The organism is Aeromonas sp. Prich7-2 (genome assembly GCF_017939255.1).
Taxonomy (GTDB): domain Bacteria; phylum Pseudomonadota; class Gammaproteobacteria; order Enterobacterales; family Aeromonadaceae; genus Aeromonas; species Aeromonas caviae.
Map to the genome: position 1 here is coordinate 23,132 of NZ_JAGKRI010000032.1, position 17,610 is coordinate 40,741.

Sequence of the window (17,610 nt, forward strand, 5' to 3'; positions counted from 1 at the left end):
ATGTTCGTGAATGAATTGCAGGAGGCGCTGCCGCCTCCCAACCACCGTCGGGGGCCGCTCGCCTGGATCAGGCAGAACCTTTTCCCCAACTGGTGGAACGGCCTGCTGACCCTGGTGCTGGCCTATCTGTTGCTGCCACTCATCTGGTCTGCACTGGACTGGGCGCTGTTCTCGGCCACCTGGCAGGGGAGCAGCCGCGAGGCCTGCGTCCAGGGCGGTGCCTGCTGGATCTTCATCGAGAGCCGGCTGGGGCAGTATCTCTATGGCTTCTACCCGGCTGATCAGTACTGGCGCATCAACCTGACCTTCGCCGGTCTGGCGGCGCTGCTGGCCCTGCTCATCTGGCCAAAGACCCCGCGCAAGGGGTGGCTGGCGCTCTTCACCCTGCTGGTGTTCCCTGTCATCGCCTTCTTCCTCATCCATGGGGGAGCGGGGCTGGAGGTGGTGGAAACGAACCGCTGGGGCGGGCTGATGCTCACCCTGGTGCTGGCGGTGGTGGGCATAGTCGTAGCACTGCCGTTCGGCATCCTGCTGGCACTGGGGCGCCGCTCCCACATGCCGGTCATCTCCAGCCTCTGTACCGTCTACATCGAGTTCTGGCGGGCGGTGCCGCTCATTACTGTGCTCTTCATGGCGTCCGTCATGCTGCCACTGTTCATGAGTACCGAGGTGGAGCTCGACAAGCTGCTGCGGGCGCTCATCGGCATCATCCTGTTCCAGGCGGCCTATGTGGCCGAGGTGGTGAGAGGGGGGCTGCAGGCGATCCCCAAGGGGCAATATGAGGCGGGGGATGCCCTCGGGCTCTCCTACTGGAAGGTGATGGGCTTCATCATCATGCCCCAGGCCCTCAAGATCACCATTCCTTCCCTGGTGAACACCTTTATTTCCCTGTTCAAGGACACCAGCCTGGTGCTGATCATCGGGCTGTTCGATCTGCTGGCCATCTCCAAGGTGGCCCTGGCGGATCCGGCCTGGCTGGGGTATTCCACCGAAGCTTATGTCTTTATCGCCATGATCTTCTGGATGTTCTGTTTTGGCATGTCCCGCTACTCCATCTATCTGGAGCGCAAACTCAACACGGGCCACAAGCATTAGGAGTCGTTCTGATATGAAAACGGACGCAGTTGTCGAACTGAAAGAGGTCAACAAGTGGTACGGTGAGTTTCACGTGCTGCGCAACATCAACCTGCAGGTGGGCAGAGGGGAGAAGATCGTCATCTGTGGACCATCGGGGTCGGGCAAGTCCACCATGATCCGCTGCATCAACCGGCTGGAAGAGCACCAGAGCGGAGACATCCTGGTCAAGGGCACGGCCCTGACCTCCGATCTCAAGAACATCGAGACGGTGCGCCGGGAGGTGGGCATGGTGTTCCAGCACTTCAACCTCTTCCCCCATCTGACCGTGCTGGAGAACTGTTGCCTGGCGCCCATCTGGGTCAAGCAGTTGCCGCGCAAGGAGGCCGAGGAGATCGCCATGAACTTCCTGCGCCGGGTGCGGATCCCCGAGCAGGCGCTCAAGTATCCGGGGCAGCTCTCCGGTGGCCAGCAGCAGCGGGTGGCCATCGCCCGCAGTCTGTGCATGAATCCCCAGGTCATGCTGTTTGACGAGCCGACGTCAGCGCTGGATCCCGAGATGGTGCGGGAGGTGCTGGATGTGATGGTGGAGCTGGCCCACGAGGGGATGACCATGCTCTGCGTCACCCACGAGATGGGGTTTGCCAAGCAGGTGGCGGACAGGGTGATCTTCATGGACCGGGGGCAAATCATCGAAGAGAACGTGCCGGATCAGTTCTTTGACAACCCCCAGTCCGATCGGACCAAGCTCTTCCTCTCCCAGATCCTGCAGCACTGAGGCAGGGCACAACCTTCAGAAAAACAGCCCGCACGCTCGAATGAGCGGCGGGCAAATGTGTACATGGAAGTCGACGACAGACAGAAAGGAGTATGTCAGCCCGGCAACAGGGTGGTGGTGCGCAGATCGCGCACGGCCAGGTTGATCTGCCGGGCCAGGCTCAGCGCCTGATGACAGCTCAACGGCTTCACATCGATGATCCCCCCTTGAAACTCAAACCGCCCCAGTGCTTCAACCATGAAACTTCCATGATGGAAGCTCTTGATATATCGAGCAATTCGACGGGGAGACCACTGCTTGAACACCTTCATGGCAAGAGACCCTGTTGTTTGGACAGGGCACACTATGCCGACGGACCGTGACACTGATGTGACACTTGATAAAGATTTGTATGAATCTGTCTTGTGATCGGCTGGCGTGCAGCCCCGGCGTTGAAAAAGTAGTGAGAGTCCGGGTCCGGGGCCCGATATACTGCGGCCATTGCAGACATGACAAAGGTGCCGCACGTGGAGTGGGTGGACATAGTAGACGAGCAGGACAGGGTGATCGGGGTGGCCGAGCGCGCCAGGGTGCGTCAGGAAAACCTGCGCCATCGTGCCAGCTACATCCTGGTGCTGGATGAGGCTGAGCGCATCCTGGTGCAGCGGCGCACCCCGAGCAAGGATTTTTGCCCCGGCATGCTGGATGCCTGCGCCGGTGGCGTGGTGACCACGGGGGAGGCCATGGCCCTTTCCGCCCGGCGAGAGCTGGCCGAGGAGCTGGGGATCCGCGACGTGCCCCTGCAGGATTACGGCACCTTCTATGCCGAAGGGGAGGCGAGCTGCAGCCGCTACCGGGTCTGGGGCGGCCTGTTCAGTTGTCACTATCAGGGGCCGCTGCAACTGCAGGCCGAAGAGGTGAGCGAGGTGCACTGGATGAGCCTGGGCGAGATAGCCGATCGGGCGGACGAGTTCACGCCTGACTCCCTGCTCGCCATCGCCACCTGGCAGGCAAGGCGCCTGCCATCAGGCCAGAAATAGGGGCGACAGGCGTTCGCTCCCCGATCGCTTGGTTGCTGCTCGATGGACCCCTTCGCCTTCTGGTGGAATGGGGTAGACTGGGCCTCTTTGAACCACAGAAGGATGCGTCATCATGATCACGGTCGGTCAATCCCTGCCCGCAGGGGAATTTACCTTTATCACCGCCGAGGGCAAGCAGGTGAAGGATACCCAGGCCCTGTTTGCCGACAAGCGGGTGGTGCTCTTTGCGGTGCCCGGCGCCTTCACCCCCACCTGCTCCAACGCTCACCTGCCGGGCTACGTGGTGCTGGCCGATCAGTTCAAGGCCAAGGGGGTGGAACTGTGCTGTCTGTCGGTCAACGACGCCTTCGTGATGAAGGCGTGGCAAGAGGCCCAGAACGCCTCTGCCATCACCATGATGGCGGACGGTGACGGCAGCTGGACCCGGGCACTGGGTCTGGCCAAGGAGACCGGCGCCTTCGGCGGCGTGCGGGCCCAGCGTTTTGCCCTCATCGCCAACGACGGTGTGGTGGAGCGGCTCTTCGTGGAGGCGCCAGGCAAGTTCGAGGTGTCGGATGCCCAGAGCCTGCTGGCGGCGCTGTGAAAGATTAATCGGCGTTTGATTACACCTTGAAATAGCAAGCGACCCCGTTACACTGAGGCCGCGTTTGGATGGAGCCAGGCAACTTGCCTGGCTCTCGTGTTTGCCGTGGATGAGATAGAACAATATGACCCTGGCTTTTGTTGCCCTGATTGCCGGACTGGCGTTGCTGGTCTGGAGTGCCGACAAGTTCGTGGACGGCGCCGCCGCCACCGCCCGTTACGCCGGTATGCCGCCGCTGCTGATCGGCATGGTGATCATCGGTTTTGGTACCTCGGCCCCCGAGATGGTGGTCTCCGCGCTGGCGGCCTCCCAGGGCAATCCCGGGCTCGCGCTCGGCAATGCCTATGGCTCCAACATCACCAATATTGCCCTGATCCTGGGTCTGACCGCCCTGATCAGCCCCATTGCCGTCGCCTCCCAGGTGGTGCGCAAGGAGATCCCCATCCTGCTCGGCATCACCCTGCTCTCCGGCGCCCTGCTCATCGATGGCAATCTGGGCCGGATGGATGCCGCCATTCTGGGGGCTGTGTTCGCAGTGCTGATGGGCTGGTCCATCTGGGCCGGCATGAACGGCAAGGGGGATGCGCTGGATACTGATACTGAGGAGGACATCGTCTCCGAGGGCATGTCTCTCAAGAGCGCCATCCTCTGGCTCATCGTCGGCCTGGTGCTGCTGATCGGGGCTTCCCGTCTGCTGGTGTGGGGGGCGGTGACCATCGCCCAGGGCTTTGGCATCAGCGATCTGGTGATTGGCCTGACCATAGTTGCGGTGGGGACCTCCCTGCCGGAGCTGGCATCGTCCCTCATCGCCATTCGCAAGAACGAGCACGATCTGGCCCTTGGCAACGTGCTGGGTTCCAACCTGTTCAACACCCTGGCCGTGGTGGGCATCGCCGCCGGCATCCACCCGCTCGAGGTGGCGCCCGAAGTGCTTTCCCGCGACTGGAGCATCATGATGGGGCTGACCCTGTTGCTGCTGGTGATGTGTCTGGGCCGCAAGGGGCAGGGGCGCATCAACCGGCTGGAGGGGGGCGTGCTGCTCGCCTGCTTCGTCGCCTACACCGGCTGGCTGCTGACGAGCCAGTTCATCTAGTCTGGTGATGAAATGAAAGAGGGGACGCCGCGGCGTCCCCTCTTTTTTGTGCGCGGGTCCTGGTCTCAGGCCACGGCAACCAGCTTCTGCTTCTGGGCGCTGTCCAGGATCAGGATGCTCGCCTTGGGGAAGAAGTTGAAGGTGGAGGCGGAGGCCCAGGTGTAGGCCCCCATCACCCGACCCACCACCAGCTCGCCGATCTCGAGATCCGGCAGCATGATGCTGTCGCGGATGACGTCCACGCTGTCGCAGGTGGGGCCGGAGAGCACCGCATTGTGCAGTTCGCCGTGGGCATAGGGCGTGCTCACCGGGTAGGTAACGTGGTCGTAGAGCTGGCCGTTGTAGCTGCCGTAGAGACCGTCATCCAGGTAGTACCAGATCTTGTCGCCGCGGTGGGCCTTGCCCATCACGCTGGAAACCGAGGTCATGGCCGGCGCGCTGATGAAGCGGCCCGGCTCGGCAATCTTCTGCACCGTGGCGGGCAGCTTGGCCAGGGCCTCGCGGATCGGGGCGCAGAAACCGTCGATGTCGAACTCGCCGCCGTCATAGTCCACCGGAAAGCCGCCGCCGATGTCCAGCACCCAGGGCTTGAGCCCTAGCTCCCAGGCCTGCTCCATGATCTCGCGGCAGGCGTCGATGGCCTGCACGTGGCGACGGGCATGGGGCACCTGGGAGCCGACGTGGAATGACAGCCCCATCACCTTGATCCCCTTGGCCTGGGCCAGTTGCAGCAACGGCAGTGCCTGCTCCGGGGTGCAGCCGAACTTCTTGGAAAGATCGACCTTGGTCTCGGGGTTCGGGAAGCTGACCCGCAGCAGCAGTTTCACCTCGTCCTTGTAGGGCAGGAATTTCTCCAGCTCCAGCGGGTTGTCATAGACAAACACGGTGCAGCCGAATTCCAGGGCATAACGGATGTCGCTGTCGCGCTTGATGGGATGGGTATGGATGCAGCGCCCCGGGCGAACCCCTTGGCTGCGCACCAGATCCACTTCGCCATTGGTGGCCAGATCGAAACAGGCCCCCTCTTCCTTCAAGACAGAGACCACCGCCTCGTGGGGCAGGGGCTTGAGTGCATAATGCAAGCGCACATCGGGCAGGGCGGCCGCCAGGGCCCGATACTGTTTGCGGACGGCTGCCTTGTCGAGCAGCAGCAGGGGGGAGCCGAATTGTTCAACCAACTGACGGTAATCTTGTGCGACCAGGGTCTCGTTCATTCTCTTTTGAAAATCCTTAGGGGGCGTGATATGCCCAAGCCATATGCGATTGAACCGGCGACGGCCGGCTCAGGCGAGCGGTCCGGAGGGACCAACCAGGCACATTGCATAACTCCCTTGCGAAGTGCTTAGTTATGCGCGGGATTATCGGCTTATTGAGTTTGTGTGCAAGCATTTTGATTGGATATGTTGGCAAGTTTTTCTGGTCGAGACGAAACAGGCTCTTGATACGGGGAGCGTTCAGGGCCGTGATGGGGATCGCCCCCGAAGGGAGCTTGATAAGCTGTTGATAGTTAACGAACTAATAACATCAGGCCTGGGTGTTGCGGCCATGTAAAAAGGGGGCGCCGGGGCCAGGGAGTGCGAGACAGCTCACAGTTTTTGGATTACCATGCCCGCTTCCTAATCCAAACTAGTTCGGATGAAGGTAGCAGGAGAGCGATGGGCAACCATCCACCGAAGAAGTGAATCTTTCAGGTACCGGGCAACCGGTGTGGACTGCTACTGGACGATACTCTGGAGAGACCCGTTGAATCGGGCGCCGAAGGAGCAAGGCACCACGATTGCATCGCAATCTGGCGCCGGAAACTCTCAGGCAAAAGGACAGAGGGGATGGGATGGTTGTACCTGAGCTTGGAACTGTTCACAATCTGTCACGAGAGGTCGTCAGCAAGGTAAAGCGCCGCGCAGGAACCGGGGTGTATGTGAGTACATGAGCCTCTCGGTCCCACATAAGCGAGCTGCGCATGAGCCTTGATCACGGCCTCGCAGTAAGAGTGTGAACACATTCTTGGCCCGCATCCGATCGCCTCTGGCCGATCGCGACACCTATGGGAAGATCATCCTTCTCCTCCTTAATCGTTGTTTTTTAAGGAGGATGCATGTCATCAATTCAATCGGCGCTCGCCGCCATCGATAGCTTTATCTGGGGTCCCCCCCTGCTGATCCTGCTGGTCGGGACCGGTATCTATCTCACCTGGCGATTGGGTCTGCTTCAGATCGTGCGTTTGCCGCTGGCCCTCAAGCTGGTCTTTGGCCGCGATCAGGGTCAGGGCAAGCAGGGGGATGTCTCCAGCTTCGGCGCCCTGTGCACCGCCCTCTCCGCCACCATCGGCACCGGCAACATCGTCGGGGTCGCCACCGCCATCAAGCTGGGCGGCCCCGGCGCCCTGTTCTGGATGTGGATGGCCGCCCTGTTCGGCATGGCCACCAAGTATGCCGAGTGCCTGCTGGCGGTGAAATATCGCCAGCAGGACGCCAACGGCCAGATGGCGGGTGGCCCCATGTACTATCTGGAGAAGGGGCTCGGCTCCAGGCCGCTCGCCAAGCTGTTTGCCCTGTTCGGCATCGGCGTCGCCTTCTTCGGCATCGGTACCTTCCCCCAGGTCAATGCCATCAGTGATGCCATGAGCCTCTCCTTCTCGGTACCTCGTGAAGTGACCGCCGTGGTGCTGACCCTGATCGTGGCGCTGGTGACCCTGGGGGGTATTCAGTCCATCTCCAGTGTGTCGAGCAAGGTGGTGCCCTTCATGGCCATCTTTTACATCGTCGCCTGTGCCGGGGTGCTGGTGAACAATGCAGGCGCCCTGCCCGATGCGGTCATGCTGGTGATCGGGAGCGCCTTCACCGGCCATGCGGCCACCGGCGGCTTCGTCGGCGCCGGCATCATGCTGGCGATCCAGTCCGGGGTGGCGCGCGGGGTCTTCTCCAACGAGTCGGGCCTGGGCTCGGCCCCCATCGCGGCGGCGGCGGCCAAGACCGATTCCTGCGTGGAGCAGGGGCTGGTCTCCATGACCGGTACCTTCATCGACACCATCATCATCTGCACCATGACCGGCCTGACGCTGGTGGTGACCGGGGTGTGGAGCGGCGATGTGAGCGGTGCGGCCATGACCAGTCTGGCCTTTGCCCAGGGGCTGGATGCCCATGTGGGCCAGTATCTGGTGAGCATCGGCCTCTTGTTCTTCGCCTTTACCACCATCCTTGGCTGGAACTACTACGGCGAGCGCTGCACCGAGTACCTGTTCGGGGTGAAGGCGATCAAACCCTACCGCCTCATCTATCTGGTGCTGGTGGCGAGCGGTGCCTTCCTCCATCTGGACCTGATCTGGCTCTTGGCCGACATCGTCAACGGCCTGATGGCGGTGCCCAACCTCATCGGCCTCATCGGCCTGCGCCACGTGGTGATTGCCGAGACCCGCGCCTACTTCAGCCGGGACCGGGATACGGAGTCCGAGCCCGAGCCGCAGACGGCCTGATGAGAAGCGGGCCTGCGGGAAGTCCTGTCACCGGGCTCCTGTCCATGGTGTCAACCGGGATCCGGGCTGGGATGGCAAAACCCGGATCCCGGCTCTTCTGACAATATCTGTGCGAAATACGCAAAAGCCACGACTCTCAACGTGGCTTTTTTGCATTTTACGCAATGAATGGCAGCGCTTGTTGCCCCCAGGGGGTCAGGGGGAGGGAATATCTCCGGTGAGCCGCTGCGCCAGCGCCCTGCTCACCCGGCTCACCAGGGCCGCCTCATCCCCCTGCCAGCCAATGGCGTGGGACAGGGTGGTGGAGGTGCCCGGAGCAAAGCGCAGCTCGCCCCCGGCCAGTTCGTAGAAGCGGCTCGCCATCCGGGTGCCCTGGTCCACATCCCCCGCCACCAGCAGCATGGCCTGAGCCAGCACGGCGCCGTCGTGCTCCCGGCCCGGCGCCAGCCAGCGCTGGGCGGTGCCGGTCACCTTGCGCCCTCCGATCACCAGGTTGTACTGGCCGTCGCAAAACGAGCCGGGCACGAAGTCGTAGCTGCCCGCAAGACCGTGTTCCTCCAGCAGGGCGAGCAGGGGCGCCCCCAGCAGCCGGTAGTAGTGGGCCAGATCCGTGGTGATGCGGGGCAGCATGAGGGAGAGGTTGAGGATGCCGGCGCCGTGGGGCACGGCGGTGCCGCCGCTGTCGCGCACGAACACCGGCCAGCCCTCGGCGGCAAGCTGCTCGCAGGCGGCCTGGTAGCGGGGCAAACGGGTATCCTTGCGGGTGACGATGAGGCATTGGGGGCCCTGCCAGAGGAGGGCCCTGGGCTCGCCGTCACCGGCGCACTCCCGCAGCCAGCGCTGCTCCTCGGCCAGGATCTGGTCGGGTGTCTGGTGGGCGGGCGGCGGGGGCAGCAGGGTATAAGGCATGAAAGGCATCCTTTGGCAGAGGCTGCCAAGCACAGTACGCGCGGGGGCAAACAAGGTAAAGCCCCGCATGGCGGGGCTTTGGTGCAAGGATGGCGGAGTGTCAGGCCTGTGCGGCGGCGCGCCTGGGCAGCAGCAGATTGAGCAGGATGGCGGTGAGGCCGCCGGTGGCGACGCCGTAGGAGAGCACGCTCCTGGCCAGCTCCGGCAGGTGTTGCAGCACCTCGGGCACCTGGGCCACTCCGAGACCCATGGCGAGCGACACCGCCAGGATCATCAGGGCGCGGCGGTCGAGCTCCTCCCGGGAGATGATGCGCACCCCGGCGGCGGCGATGGTACCGAACATGACGATGGTGGCGCCGCCGAGCACGGGTTCAGGTATTTGTTGCACCAGGCTCGCCACCGCCGGGAACAGGCCGAGCAGGGCCAGCATGGCGGCGATGAAGAGGCCGACATGGCGGCTGGCCACCCCGGTCAGCTGGATGACGCCGTTGTTCTGGGCGAAGGTGGACATGGGGAAGGTGGAGAAGACCGCCGCCAGCATGGAGTTGGCGCCATCGGCCAGCACGCCCCCCTTGATCCGCGCCATGTAGACCGGCCCTTCCAGCGGCTCGCCGGAGATGTCGGAGGTGGCGGTCATGTCGCCGATGGCTTCCAGCGCCGTCACCACGAAGATGATGGCGAGCGGCACGAACAGCTGCCAGTCAAAGCCGAGCCCGTAGTGCAGCGGAACAGGCACCATCAGCAGGGGGCCGTCGAAGGTGGGGGCAGCCACCTTGCCCAGCAGCAGTGCCACTGCATAGCCCGCCAGCATGGCGATCATGATGGCGGAGAGGCGCAACCAGGGGTTGCGACTGCGCTGCATCAGCACGATGAGGCCGAGCACCAGCAGGGAGAGAAAGAGGTTGGTGTGGCTGGCGAAGCTGCCGTCCGCCAGCGCGCCATAGCCGCCCCCCATGCTGATGAGCCCTACCTTGATGAGGGTCAGGCCGATGAGCAATACCACGATGCCGGTCACCAGCGGGGTGATGATCCGTTTGACCAGGTGCAGGAAGCGGCTCATGACGACGATGGTGAGGGCCGCTGCCAGCATGGTGCCGAACAGGGTGCCCAGCAGATCGTCGGTGGGCATGGCCGCCTGCTTGAGGGCGAGGCCGGAGGCGATGATGGGACCGAGGAAGTTGAAGCTGGTGCCCTGTACCGAGAGCAGGCCGGAACCGAGGGGGCCGAAACGGCGGGTCTGGATGAAGGAGGCGATGCCGGACATGACCAGGGACATGGAGACGATGTAGCGGGTGTCGTCGGCGGGGAGGCCGAGGGCGTTGGCGATGATGAGGGGCGGGGTGATGATGGCGACAAACATGGCGAGCATATGCTGCAGGGCGGCGAACAGGGTCTGGGGCAGGGGGGGGACATCCTCGATGCCGTAGACCAGTTCGCTGTGGGCTCGCCTGGGGGGATGGGCCTCTCGGATGGCGCTTGGGGCGGCAGCCTGTTCCATAAATACCTCGAATGTGTGGGGGGATGGGAGAAAATTGGGCGCTATTTTAGTGATTGGTATCGCGCTTTCCAGCGCTAATTGAGCGCAAACTCGTTTATTTCTCGATGGGTTGAAACGTTTTCCTGTGGCGATTAAGATCCGCCGGTTTGTGTGAGACCGATCCCTCACAAAGGGGAGGGAGGCTGATGCATCAGAATGGGGACGGTGTAGAATGAGCCCTCGGTTCGAAGATGGAGACTCTGGATGCTGAAGCTGTCGGAGTTCTGGAGTGCCCGCGCCCACTCCGAAGATTTTACCCTGACCCGGATGGGCTTCATGACGGTGCGGCTGCGGCTGCTCACCTGTCTGCTGATGGCGGGGCTCCCGAGCTGGGCCCTGGTGGACTGGCTGACCCTGCCAGCCATCCAGTTCGAGGCGCTGTTCCAGGTCAGGATCTTCTGCCTGCTGGCCCTCTCGCCCCTCATCCCCCTCTCCTATCTCATCCACTTCAAGCGCGAGCGCATGAAGCTGGCGCTGGGCTACCTGATGGCGGTGATGATGCTCTTCTCCCTCATCTGCCTGCACAGCTTCGGCGCGGATCAGGAGATGCAGGCGGGCTACATGGCCTTCCCCTATCTGCTCATCAGCCTGTTCGCCATCTTCCCCATTCCCCTCTCCCTCAGCCTGCAACTGGCGGGGGGCATTCTGGCCACCATGCTGGCGGGCAACTGGTTGCTGGTGGGCCAGCCTCTTTGGAGCGTGCAGACCCTCAACCAGGTCTGGCTGCTGGGGCTCTTTGCCATCGCCAGCGCCTGGGTGCAGTGCGGCCAGCTCAACATGCTGCTGCAACTCTATCGGGAATCCACCACGGACGAGCTGACCGGCATGATGAACCGCCGCCTGCTGATGAAGCAGCTCGAGAAGGCGAGGGCCGCCATGATCCGCAAACAGGCCCCCTTCGCGGTGCTGCTGCTGGATCTGGACCGCTTCAAGCGCATCAACGACACCTTCGGCCATCTGGCGGGGGATGCGGTGCTCAAGGAGGTGGCGGCCACCCTGTCGGAGCAACTGGAGCCCGGCATGGTGCTCGGGCGTTACGGCGGGGAGGAGTTTGCCATCCTGTTGCCCGGTTGCACGGATCTGGCACAGGCCAAGCGGGTGGCGGAGCGGCTGCGGGTCGCGGTGGAAGCGAGGTTGGTGAAAAGCCCCACCTCCGACGAGCTGCTGGAGGTGACGGTGAGCATCGGTCTGACCCTGGCCCAGCGCGGCGAGGGGGTGGAGGATCTGCTCAACCGGGCGGACGAGTGCCTCTACATGGCCAAGATGGCGGGTCGCAACTGCGTGGTGGCCGAGGCAGGGAAACCCGCGGGCGATGCAGGGCGCACAAAAACGGATGCCGCCTGAGGGCGGCATCCGGTGATGACGGGGCTGGCGTCAGGCCAGGGTGTATTTGCCGGAGAGCTGCTGGGCCAGCAGCTTGAACATGTTGAACACCGCCATGGTCTTGCCGGTCGGGGTGCCGTCCTCTGCCAGGAAGAACTCCCCCTTGAACACCAGTATGTCCCCCTTCTGCTCCACCGAGTCGGCGCGCATGCCGTGGATGAAGTCCTCGTGTTCACGAATGATCTTGTTGGCCATCTCCAGCAGGGCAGTCTCGGTGATCCGCTCTTTTTGTGGTTGCATGCTCGTCTCCTTAAACGACTACTGGGCAGGGGCACAAGGGTCGGCATGGCCGGCGCACCCCGCCTCTGATTGAAGAGGGGGCCAGCATACTGCAAAGCGGGATTTTCTGTCATTGATATGACCCCGCATTTTCCCGCTTTGCGCTCTTCCCTTATCCCAGCACCAGATTGCGCAGCCAGCGGCGCTGGCGAATGCGGCGCTGCACCAGCAGCACCTTGGAGAGCTCCTCCAGCAGGACCACGGCCACCACCCAGGAGAGGGGCCAGCCCAGCAGGCTGACCGCCACCCAGGCCAGCGGCAGGCCGATGCACCACATGCCGACGATGTCGATGAAGATGCTGTAGTTGACGTCCCCCCCCGAGCGCAGCACCCCGACGATCCCCACCATGTTGAACACCTTGAGCAGCATGCCCAGACACATGATGGCGAGCACCTGGCCGGCCTCAGTCATCAGCTCGCCCGGCAGGTTGCCGACCCATTGCAGCAGGCTGCCCTGCATCAGCCAGACGGCGGTCCCCACCAGCAGGGCGCCGACGGGGGCCAGCAGCAGGAAGAGCTGGGAGTGCTGCCAGGCCTCGTCATACTCCTCTGCCCCGAGCCGGTGACCGAGCAGGGTGGAGCAGGCCACCGCCAGCCCGAAGAAGAGGGAGATGAGGATGCTCTCCAGCGTGCCGAGGGTGGTCATGATGGCCAGGGCGTCGGTGCCGAGGTGCGCGTAGAGGAAGCCGTAGAGCAGCATGCCGAAGGCCCAGAGCCCGTCGTGCAGCAACAGCGGCAGGGCGATCAGGGTGAAGCGCACCACCTCCTTGCGCCTGAAGGCGGCGAGCCAGTCTTGCTTACGCGGGATGAGACGGGGCTCGGCACGCCACACATAGGCAAGCAGCAGCGCGGTCTGGAGCAGGCGCGAAAGGGTGGTGCCCCAGGCGGAACCGGCTACTCCCATGGCGTCGGCGCCGAAATGGCCGAAGATGAGGGCATAGTTGAGGATGACGTTGGCGATGATGGCGATGATGCCGATGCGGGTCGGCGCCGCGGCATTGCCCACCGAGCGCAGGGCCGACTCCAGGGGCACCACCACGGCGGTGCAGAGGATGGTGGCGCCGGTGATCATCAGGAACTCGTCGGCCAGCTCGCGCAGCGCGGGCTCCTGGCTGGCAAACCCGAGCACGCTGCCCGGTGAGAACACATAGACGAGGGCAAAGGGCAGGCTCACCGCCAGGGCGCCCACCAGGGCCAGGGCCAGGGAGCGGCGCACCCCGGCCATCTCGCCACGGCCGAAATATTGTGCCGCCAACACCGAGACTCCGCCCGAGAGCCCCGCTATCACCAGCAGATTGAAGAAGAAGACCCGGTTGCCCAAGCCGACCGCCGCCACAGCCGTGGTGCCGAGCTGGCTCACCATCATGATGTCGATGAGGCCGAGCAGGGAGAACATCATGGATTGCAGCGAAACCGGCAGGGCCAGTCGCCACAGTCGCGTCATGAACTCGCGATCGGTGGTTTGTTTTAAAATCGCTTGCCAATAATTCATTTATGTTAACCGGGTTGGTAAAAATCAGGGTTTGTCGTGGGTATGATAGGGGTGATATCGGGAGGTTTCACTGTGAGCCTCTCTCGGCTTTCTTGTGCAAAACTATCCTGTTGAGGTGCTATGCCATTTATCAGCGAGTGTCTGGAAATCGCCCCGGCCTGCGAAGAGCGGATGCTGGGACGCGAAGGGCTGCCCCTGCTTGGGGAGGCGGGCGTCTTCCTGACCGGCCTCTCGACGATACGGGAGCACTACCTTATCCGCCGCAACCGACCGGAGTTTCACATCCTGATGGTGAGCCATGACGAGGGGGGCGCCCTGCTCACCGATGGCGGGGAGCAGCCCATCCCGGCGGGAGCCCTGGTCTTTCTCCCGGCCGCCGTGCCGGGGGGCCTCAGGCTGGTGGGGGAAGCCTGGCATACCAGCTGGATCCTGTTGGACGACGTGCCGCGCTGGCAGCATCTGCACCGGCTTGGCCATCGCATCTGGCAGGGGGAGGAGGGGGAGCAGCTCTACCATCTGCTCAGCCTGATGCAGGGGGAGGGAATACGTTCGCCACTCCAGCCCCAGCTGCTGAGCCTGCTGCTGGCGCTCTTGGAGCGAACCCTGCAGGGGGAGGTGCGCGGCACGCCGGAGCTGCGGCTGCAGGCGCTGTTTCGGCGGGTGGAGGCGCGTCTGGACGAGCCCTGGAGCGTGGCCCTGCTGGCCGACCAGATGGCCTGCTCGGTGCCCCATCTGCACCGGCTCTGCCAGCAGGTGTTCGGCATGGGCCCCATGGCCTGGCTCACCGGGCTTCGCATGAACAAGGCGCGCCAGTTGCTGCTCTACACCAACTGGCCGCTGGCCGAGTTGGCGGCCCGGGTCGGATACAGCGACGGCGCCAACTTTGCCAACCGTTTTCGCCGTCTGACGGGTCAGACTCCGGGGGCCTTTCGTCGACTGGGTCGCAAACCTTTCGCAAGGGAGGTGCAAACCCTTTGAAATTGTTGGCTCAAGCCCATAGGATCGACGGGCCACACAGTCAAGGTACAGATCCATGTTTGAAGATAATAATCAGAAACGTCCCCTCTACATTCCCTACGCAGGTCCAGCCCTGCTGGAGACGCCGTTGCTCAACAAGGGCAGCGCCTTCACCAGCGAAGAACGCAGCAGCTTCAATCTGGAAGGTCTGCTGCCCCAGAACATCGAAACCATCGAAGAGCAGGCAGAGCGTGCCTATCGCCAGTTCATGGCGTTTGGCAACGACATGGACAAGCACATCTATTTGCGCAACATCCAGGATACCAACGAAACGCTCTTCTACCGCCTGCTGAACAACCACCTCACCGAAATGCTGCCGGTCATCTACACCCCGACGGTCGGCAAGGCGTGCGAGGAGTTCTCCAACATCTATCGTCGTGCCCGCGGCCTCTTCATCTCCTATCCGGACAAGGACAGGATCGATGACATGCTGCAAAACGCCACCAAGCAGAACGTCAAGGTGATCGTGGTCACCGATGGCGAACGCATCCTGGGCCTCGGGGATCAGGGCATCGGCGGCATGGGCATTCCCATCGGCAAGCTCTCCCTCTACACCGCCTGTGGCGGCATCTCCCCGGCCTACTGCCTGCCGGTGGTGCTGGATGTGGGCACCAACAACCAGCAGCTGCTGAACGACCCCTTCTACATGGGGTGGCGCCATCCGCGCATCTCCGGCGAAGAGTACGACGAGTTCGTCGATGCCTTCATCCAGGCGGTCAAGCGCCGCTGGCCGGACATCCTGCTGCAGTTCGAGGATTTCGCCCAGGGCAATGCCACCCCGCTGCTCAACCGCTACAAGGATGAGCTGTGCTGCTTCAACGATGACATTCAGGGGACCGCCGCGGTGACCCTGGGCAGCCTCATCGCCGCCTGCAAGGCCTCCGGTGCCAAACTCTCCGAGAAGCGGGTCGCCTTCCTCGGGGCGGGCAGTGCCGGGTGTGGCATCGCCGAGCAGATCGTGGCGCAGATGAAGGCCGAAGGGCTGACCGACGCCGAGGCGCGGGGCCGGGTCTTCATGGTGGACCGATTCGGTCTCATCACCGACAAGATCCCCAACCAGCTCGACTTCCAGCGCAAGCTCTCCCAGCCAGTCGAGCGGATCAAGGAGTGGCCGGTGGGGGACAACATCTCCCTGCTGGAGGTGATGGAGCACGGTCGCCCGGACATCCTGATCGGGGTCTCCGGCCAGCCGGGTCTGTTTACCGAAGAGGTGGTCAAGACCATGCACAAGCACTGTGCCCGTCCCATCATCTTCCCGCTCTCCAACCCCACTTCCCGGGTGGAAGCCACCCCGGCGGATCTCATTCGCTGGACCGACGGCCAGGTGCTGGTCGCCACGGGCAGCCCGTTCGCACCGGTGGAGTACAAGGGCAAGCGCTACGTCATCGCCCAGTGCAACAACTCCTTCATCTTCCCGGGGATCGGCCTTGGGGTGATCGCCTCCGGTGCCAACCGGGTGACCGATGCTATGCTGATGTCGGCCAGCCGTGCCCTGGCGGATTGTTCACCCCTGGTGAAGGGGGAAGAGGGCTCCTTGCTGCCGGATCTGGCGGACATCCATCAGGTTTCCCGCTACATCGCCAAGATGGTGGCCAAGACCGCCATGTTGCAGGGCAAGGCGGTGCAGACCCCCGATGATGTGATCGATCAGGCCATCGAGGCGAACTTCTGGCGTCCCGAGTACCGCCGCTATCGTCGTACTTCCTTCTGATCCCAAGGGGACAGACATGCAGAAGGGATGCCTCGGCATCCCTTTTTTGTGCACGGCGGTGAAGGAAGAGGAGGTTATTGTGCCGGTTGCTCGGCGGGGGCGGGCTCGGCAGGATTGCTGACGCCGGTGACCCGGATTTCGACCCGGCGATCCGGGGCCAGGCAGTCGATGAGGGCGGCCCTGGCCTTGATGGCATCACACTGGGTGCCGGTGACCGGGTTGCTCTCGCCGTTGCCCTGGATGCTCACCTTGTCTGCGGGCAGCCCCTTGCCAATCAGGAAGTTGGCGACCGTGCTTGCACGGGCCTCCGACAGTGCCTGGTTGTTGGCATCCGAGCCGATGCGATCCGTGTAGCCCATCACCACGGCGCTGCCATCCTTGGGTTTGACGTCGACGATCTGCTGGTAGAGGGCGTCGAGTGCCTGCATCCCCTCCGGTTTGAGCTCCGCCTTGCCAAAGGCAAACAGCACATCCGAACTCAGGTTGAAGGTCTGATCCACCGGCTCGGGAGCCGGGGGCGGCGGTGCCACAACCAGAGGCGCGGCCACCGGCACTGCGGCGACGGTGCGATTGGGGTGAAGCACCAGCTCGATGGTGGCGGTACTGATGTCGCTGACCCAGCGTTTGGTACCGCTGCCCACCTTGTCGTTGTCAGGATCGTCCCCGACTCGCACCATGTAGCGGTAGCGGGTCTGGATGTCTACCCAGTCGCTCAGTCTGGCGGTCAGGCCCAGACCCGCCAGGGGAGCCAGATTGTCATCCCCCCCGTTGACGGAGTCGACGTGATAGAGATAACCGCCCCCTTCGGCAAAGACAGAGAAGATGTCCCCCAGGGGCAAACGGCCAATGACCGACAGGGTGGCCCCCTTGCTGTTGAAGTCCTGGCCGGCGATATCCCAGTCACCGGTGGAGAGGTAGCCGAGCTCTGCCCCCAGATTCTCGTTGTAGTTGTAGCCGACAAAGGCGTTGATGGCGGTCGCGTCCTTGCCGACACCCTGGCTGAAATCATCGATGTCATGGGCAAAGGCCCAGCCACCCCCAGCCCCCACATACCAGTCGTGAACAGGTGCCGCCTGGGCGGCACTCGTCGCCAATGCCAATGCAATCCACACAGGTTTCATACCAATCAGATTAAAGATGTGATCTAATTGCTCTATTCTGGTTTCACTGTACTCAGTATGTCCGATCCAATCGATTTCTTGGCCCTCGCCAAGGCAGAAACCAACGCCAGGAAACGCATGCGATTCCTGGCGTTAGCACACT

Annotated in this window: 16 protein-coding genes and 1 riboswitch; of the genes, 9 read left to right on the top strand and 7 right to left on the bottom strand. The window is 63.1% G+C overall.

Annotated features, from left to right (window positions below; all coding sequences use genetic code 11):
* The gene (locus tag J9892_RS07005) at positions 1-1,095 is read left to right on the top strand and encodes an amino acid ABC transporter permease (protein ID WP_103857885.1); all 1,095 of its coding nucleotides are present in this window, start codon (positions 1-3) and stop codon (positions 1,093-1,095) included.
* A 13-nt stretch (positions 1,096-1,108) separates the two neighbouring features.
* Positions 1,109-1,852, top strand: a complete 744-nt coding sequence (locus tag J9892_RS07010) for an amino acid ABC transporter ATP-binding protein (protein WP_010673485.1) — start codon at positions 1,109-1,111, stop codon at positions 1,850-1,852.
* Positions 1,853-1,947: 95 nt separating this feature from the next.
* Here the strand turns inward: J9892_RS07010 and J9892_RS07015 are convergent, their stop codons facing one another.
* Positions 1,948-2,163 (bottom strand): DUF1107 family protein, encoded by a 216-nt coding sequence (locus tag J9892_RS07015; RefSeq protein WP_010673486.1) that lies wholly within the window; start codon positions 2,161-2,163, stop codon positions 1,948-1,950.
* Between the two features lie 177 nt (positions 2,164-2,340).
* Between J9892_RS07015 and yfcD the strand changes: the two genes are divergently transcribed.
* The 3 genes from yfcD (at position 2,341) to J9892_RS07030 (ending at position 4,547) form a co-directional block, all read left to right on the top strand.
* Positions 2,341-2,871, top strand: coding sequence for an NUDIX hydrolase YfcD (gene yfcD / locus J9892_RS07020; RefSeq protein ID WP_080990053.1), 531 nt, complete (start codon positions 2,341-2,343; stop codon positions 2,869-2,871).
* A 112-nt stretch (positions 2,872-2,983) separates the two neighbouring features.
* Positions 2,984-3,454: a peroxiredoxin gene (locus J9892_RS07025; protein WP_052816154.1), complete on the top strand. Its 471-nt coding sequence runs from the start codon at positions 2,984-2,986 to the stop codon at positions 3,452-3,454.
* 124 nt (positions 3,455-3,578) lie between these two features.
* Positions 3,579-4,547 (top strand): calcium/sodium antiporter, encoded by a 969-nt coding sequence (locus tag J9892_RS07030; RefSeq protein ID WP_010673489.1) that lies wholly within the window; start codon positions 3,579-3,581, stop codon positions 4,545-4,547.
* A gap of 65 nt (positions 4,548-4,612) precedes the next feature.
* On the opposite strand, the gene J9892_RS07035 is transcribed toward J9892_RS07030, so the two are convergent.
* Positions 4,613-5,761 carry a type III PLP-dependent enzyme gene (locus J9892_RS07035; protein ID WP_010673490.1) on the bottom strand — a complete coding sequence of 383 codons (1,149 nt, stop codon included), beginning with the start codon at positions 5,759-5,761 and terminating at the stop codon, positions 4,613-4,615.
* A gap of 506 nt (positions 5,762-6,267) precedes the next feature.
* Positions 6,268-6,378: riboswitch (glycine riboswitch) on the top strand.
* A gap of 264 nt (positions 6,379-6,642) precedes the next feature.
* Between J9892_RS07035 and J9892_RS07040 the strand changes: the two genes are divergently transcribed.
* Positions 6,643-8,019 carry a sodium:alanine symporter family protein gene (locus J9892_RS07040; RefSeq protein WP_210538122.1) on the top strand — a complete coding sequence of 459 codons (1,377 nt, stop codon included), beginning with the start codon at positions 6,643-6,645 and terminating at the stop codon, positions 8,017-8,019.
* A 195-nt stretch (positions 8,020-8,214) separates the two neighbouring features.
* Here J9892_RS07040 and J9892_RS07045 read toward each other — a convergent pair whose 3' ends face one another.
* Positions 8,215-8,928, bottom strand: a complete 714-nt coding sequence (locus J9892_RS07045) for a protein ligase (protein WP_052816157.1) — start codon at positions 8,926-8,928, stop codon at positions 8,215-8,217.
* A 100-nt stretch (positions 8,929-9,028) separates the two neighbouring features.
* Entirely contained in the window at positions 9,029-10,426 is a 1,398-nt protein-coding gene (locus tag J9892_RS07050; protein WP_041213345.1) for a nucleobase:cation symporter-2 family protein, read from the bottom strand.
* 243 nt (positions 10,427-10,669) lie between these two features.
* Between J9892_RS07050 and J9892_RS07055 the strand changes: the two genes are divergently transcribed.
* The gene (locus J9892_RS07055; protein WP_010673494.1) at positions 10,670-11,809 is read left to right on the top strand and encodes a GGDEF domain-containing protein; all 1,140 of its coding nucleotides are present in this window, start codon (positions 10,670-10,672) and stop codon (positions 11,807-11,809) included.
* Positions 11,810-11,839: 30 nt separating this feature from the next.
* Here the strand turns inward: J9892_RS07055 and J9892_RS07060 are convergent, their stop codons facing one another.
* Together J9892_RS07060 and J9892_RS07065 are read right to left on the bottom strand one after the other, a co-directional pair.
* Positions 11,840-12,088, bottom strand: a complete 249-nt coding sequence (locus tag J9892_RS07060) for a YciN family protein (RefSeq protein WP_010673495.1) — start codon at positions 12,086-12,088, stop codon at positions 11,840-11,842.
* A gap of 151 nt (positions 12,089-12,239) precedes the next feature.
* Positions 12,240-13,619, bottom strand: coding sequence for an MATE family efflux transporter (locus J9892_RS07065; protein WP_053288166.1), 1,380 nt, complete (start codon positions 13,617-13,619; stop codon positions 12,240-12,242).
* 120 nt (positions 13,620-13,739) lie between these two features.
* Here J9892_RS07065 and J9892_RS07070 point away from each other — a divergent pair, with 120 nt between their 5' ends.
* Both J9892_RS07070 and J9892_RS07075 read left to right on the top strand, forming a co-directional pair.
* A complete protein-coding gene (locus J9892_RS07070; protein ID WP_041213342.1) occupies positions 13,740-14,597 on the top strand; it encodes an AraC family transcriptional regulator in 858 nt (285 codons plus the stop codon).
* A 55-nt stretch (positions 14,598-14,652) separates the two neighbouring features.
* A complete protein-coding gene (locus J9892_RS07075) occupies positions 14,653-16,347 on the top strand; it encodes an NAD-dependent malic enzyme (protein WP_039039301.1) in 1,695 nt (564 codons plus the stop codon).
* Between the two features lie 74 nt (positions 16,348-16,421).
* Here the strand turns inward: J9892_RS07075 and J9892_RS07080 are convergent, their stop codons facing one another.
* Positions 16,422-17,468, bottom strand: coding sequence for an OmpA family protein (locus J9892_RS07080; protein ID WP_210538123.1), 1,047 nt, complete (start codon positions 17,466-17,468; stop codon positions 16,422-16,424).
* Positions 17,469-17,610: the final 142 nt, after the last annotated feature.

Coding starts and splice junctions, on each gene's coding strand:
- J9892_RS07005 (WP_103857885.1), top strand. CDS start 1: ATGTTCGTGAATGAATTGCAGGAGGCGCTGCCGCCTCCCAACCACCGT.
- J9892_RS07010 (WP_010673485.1), top strand. CDS start 1,109: ATGAAAACGGACGCAGTTGTCGAACTGAAAGAGGTCAACAAGTGGTAC.
- J9892_RS07015 (WP_010673486.1), bottom strand. CDS start 2,163: ATGAAGGTGTTCAAGCAGTGGTCTCCCCGTCGAATTGCTCGATATATC.
- yfcD (WP_080990053.1), top strand. CDS start 2,341: ATGACAAAGGTGCCGCACGTGGAGTGGGTGGACATAGTAGACGAGCAG.
- J9892_RS07025 (WP_052816154.1), top strand. CDS start 2,984: ATGATCACGGTCGGTCAATCCCTGCCCGCAGGGGAATTTACCTTTATC.
- J9892_RS07030 (WP_010673489.1), top strand. CDS start 3,579: ATGACCCTGGCTTTTGTTGCCCTGATTGCCGGACTGGCGTTGCTGGTC.
- J9892_RS07035 (WP_010673490.1), bottom strand. CDS start 5,761: ATGAACGAGACCCTGGTCGCACAAGATTACCGTCAGTTGGTTGAACAA.
- J9892_RS07040 (WP_210538122.1), top strand. CDS start 6,643: ATGTCATCAATTCAATCGGCGCTCGCCGCCATCGATAGCTTTATCTGG.
- J9892_RS07045 (WP_052816157.1), bottom strand. CDS start 8,928: ATGCCTTATACCCTGCTGCCCCCGCCGCCCGCCCACCAGACACCCGAC.
- J9892_RS07050 (WP_041213345.1), bottom strand. CDS start 10,426: ATGGAACAGGCTGCCGCCCCAAGCGCCATCCGAGAGGCCCATCCCCCC.
- J9892_RS07055 (WP_010673494.1), top strand. CDS start 10,670: ATGCTGAAGCTGTCGGAGTTCTGGAGTGCCCGCGCCCACTCCGAAGAT.
- J9892_RS07060 (WP_010673495.1), bottom strand. CDS start 12,088: ATGCAACCACAAAAAGAGCGGATCACCGAGACTGCCCTGCTGGAGATG.
- J9892_RS07065 (WP_053288166.1), bottom strand. CDS start 13,619: ATGAATTATTGGCAAGCGATTTTAAAACAAACCACCGATCGCGAGTTC.
- J9892_RS07070 (WP_041213342.1), top strand. CDS start 13,740: ATGCCATTTATCAGCGAGTGTCTGGAAATCGCCCCGGCCTGCGAAGAG.
- J9892_RS07075 (WP_039039301.1), top strand. CDS start 14,653: ATGTTTGAAGATAATAATCAGAAACGTCCCCTCTACATTCCCTACGCA.
- J9892_RS07080 (WP_210538123.1), bottom strand. CDS start 17,468: ATGAAACCTGTGTGGATTGCATTGGCATTGGCGACGAGTGCCGCCCAG.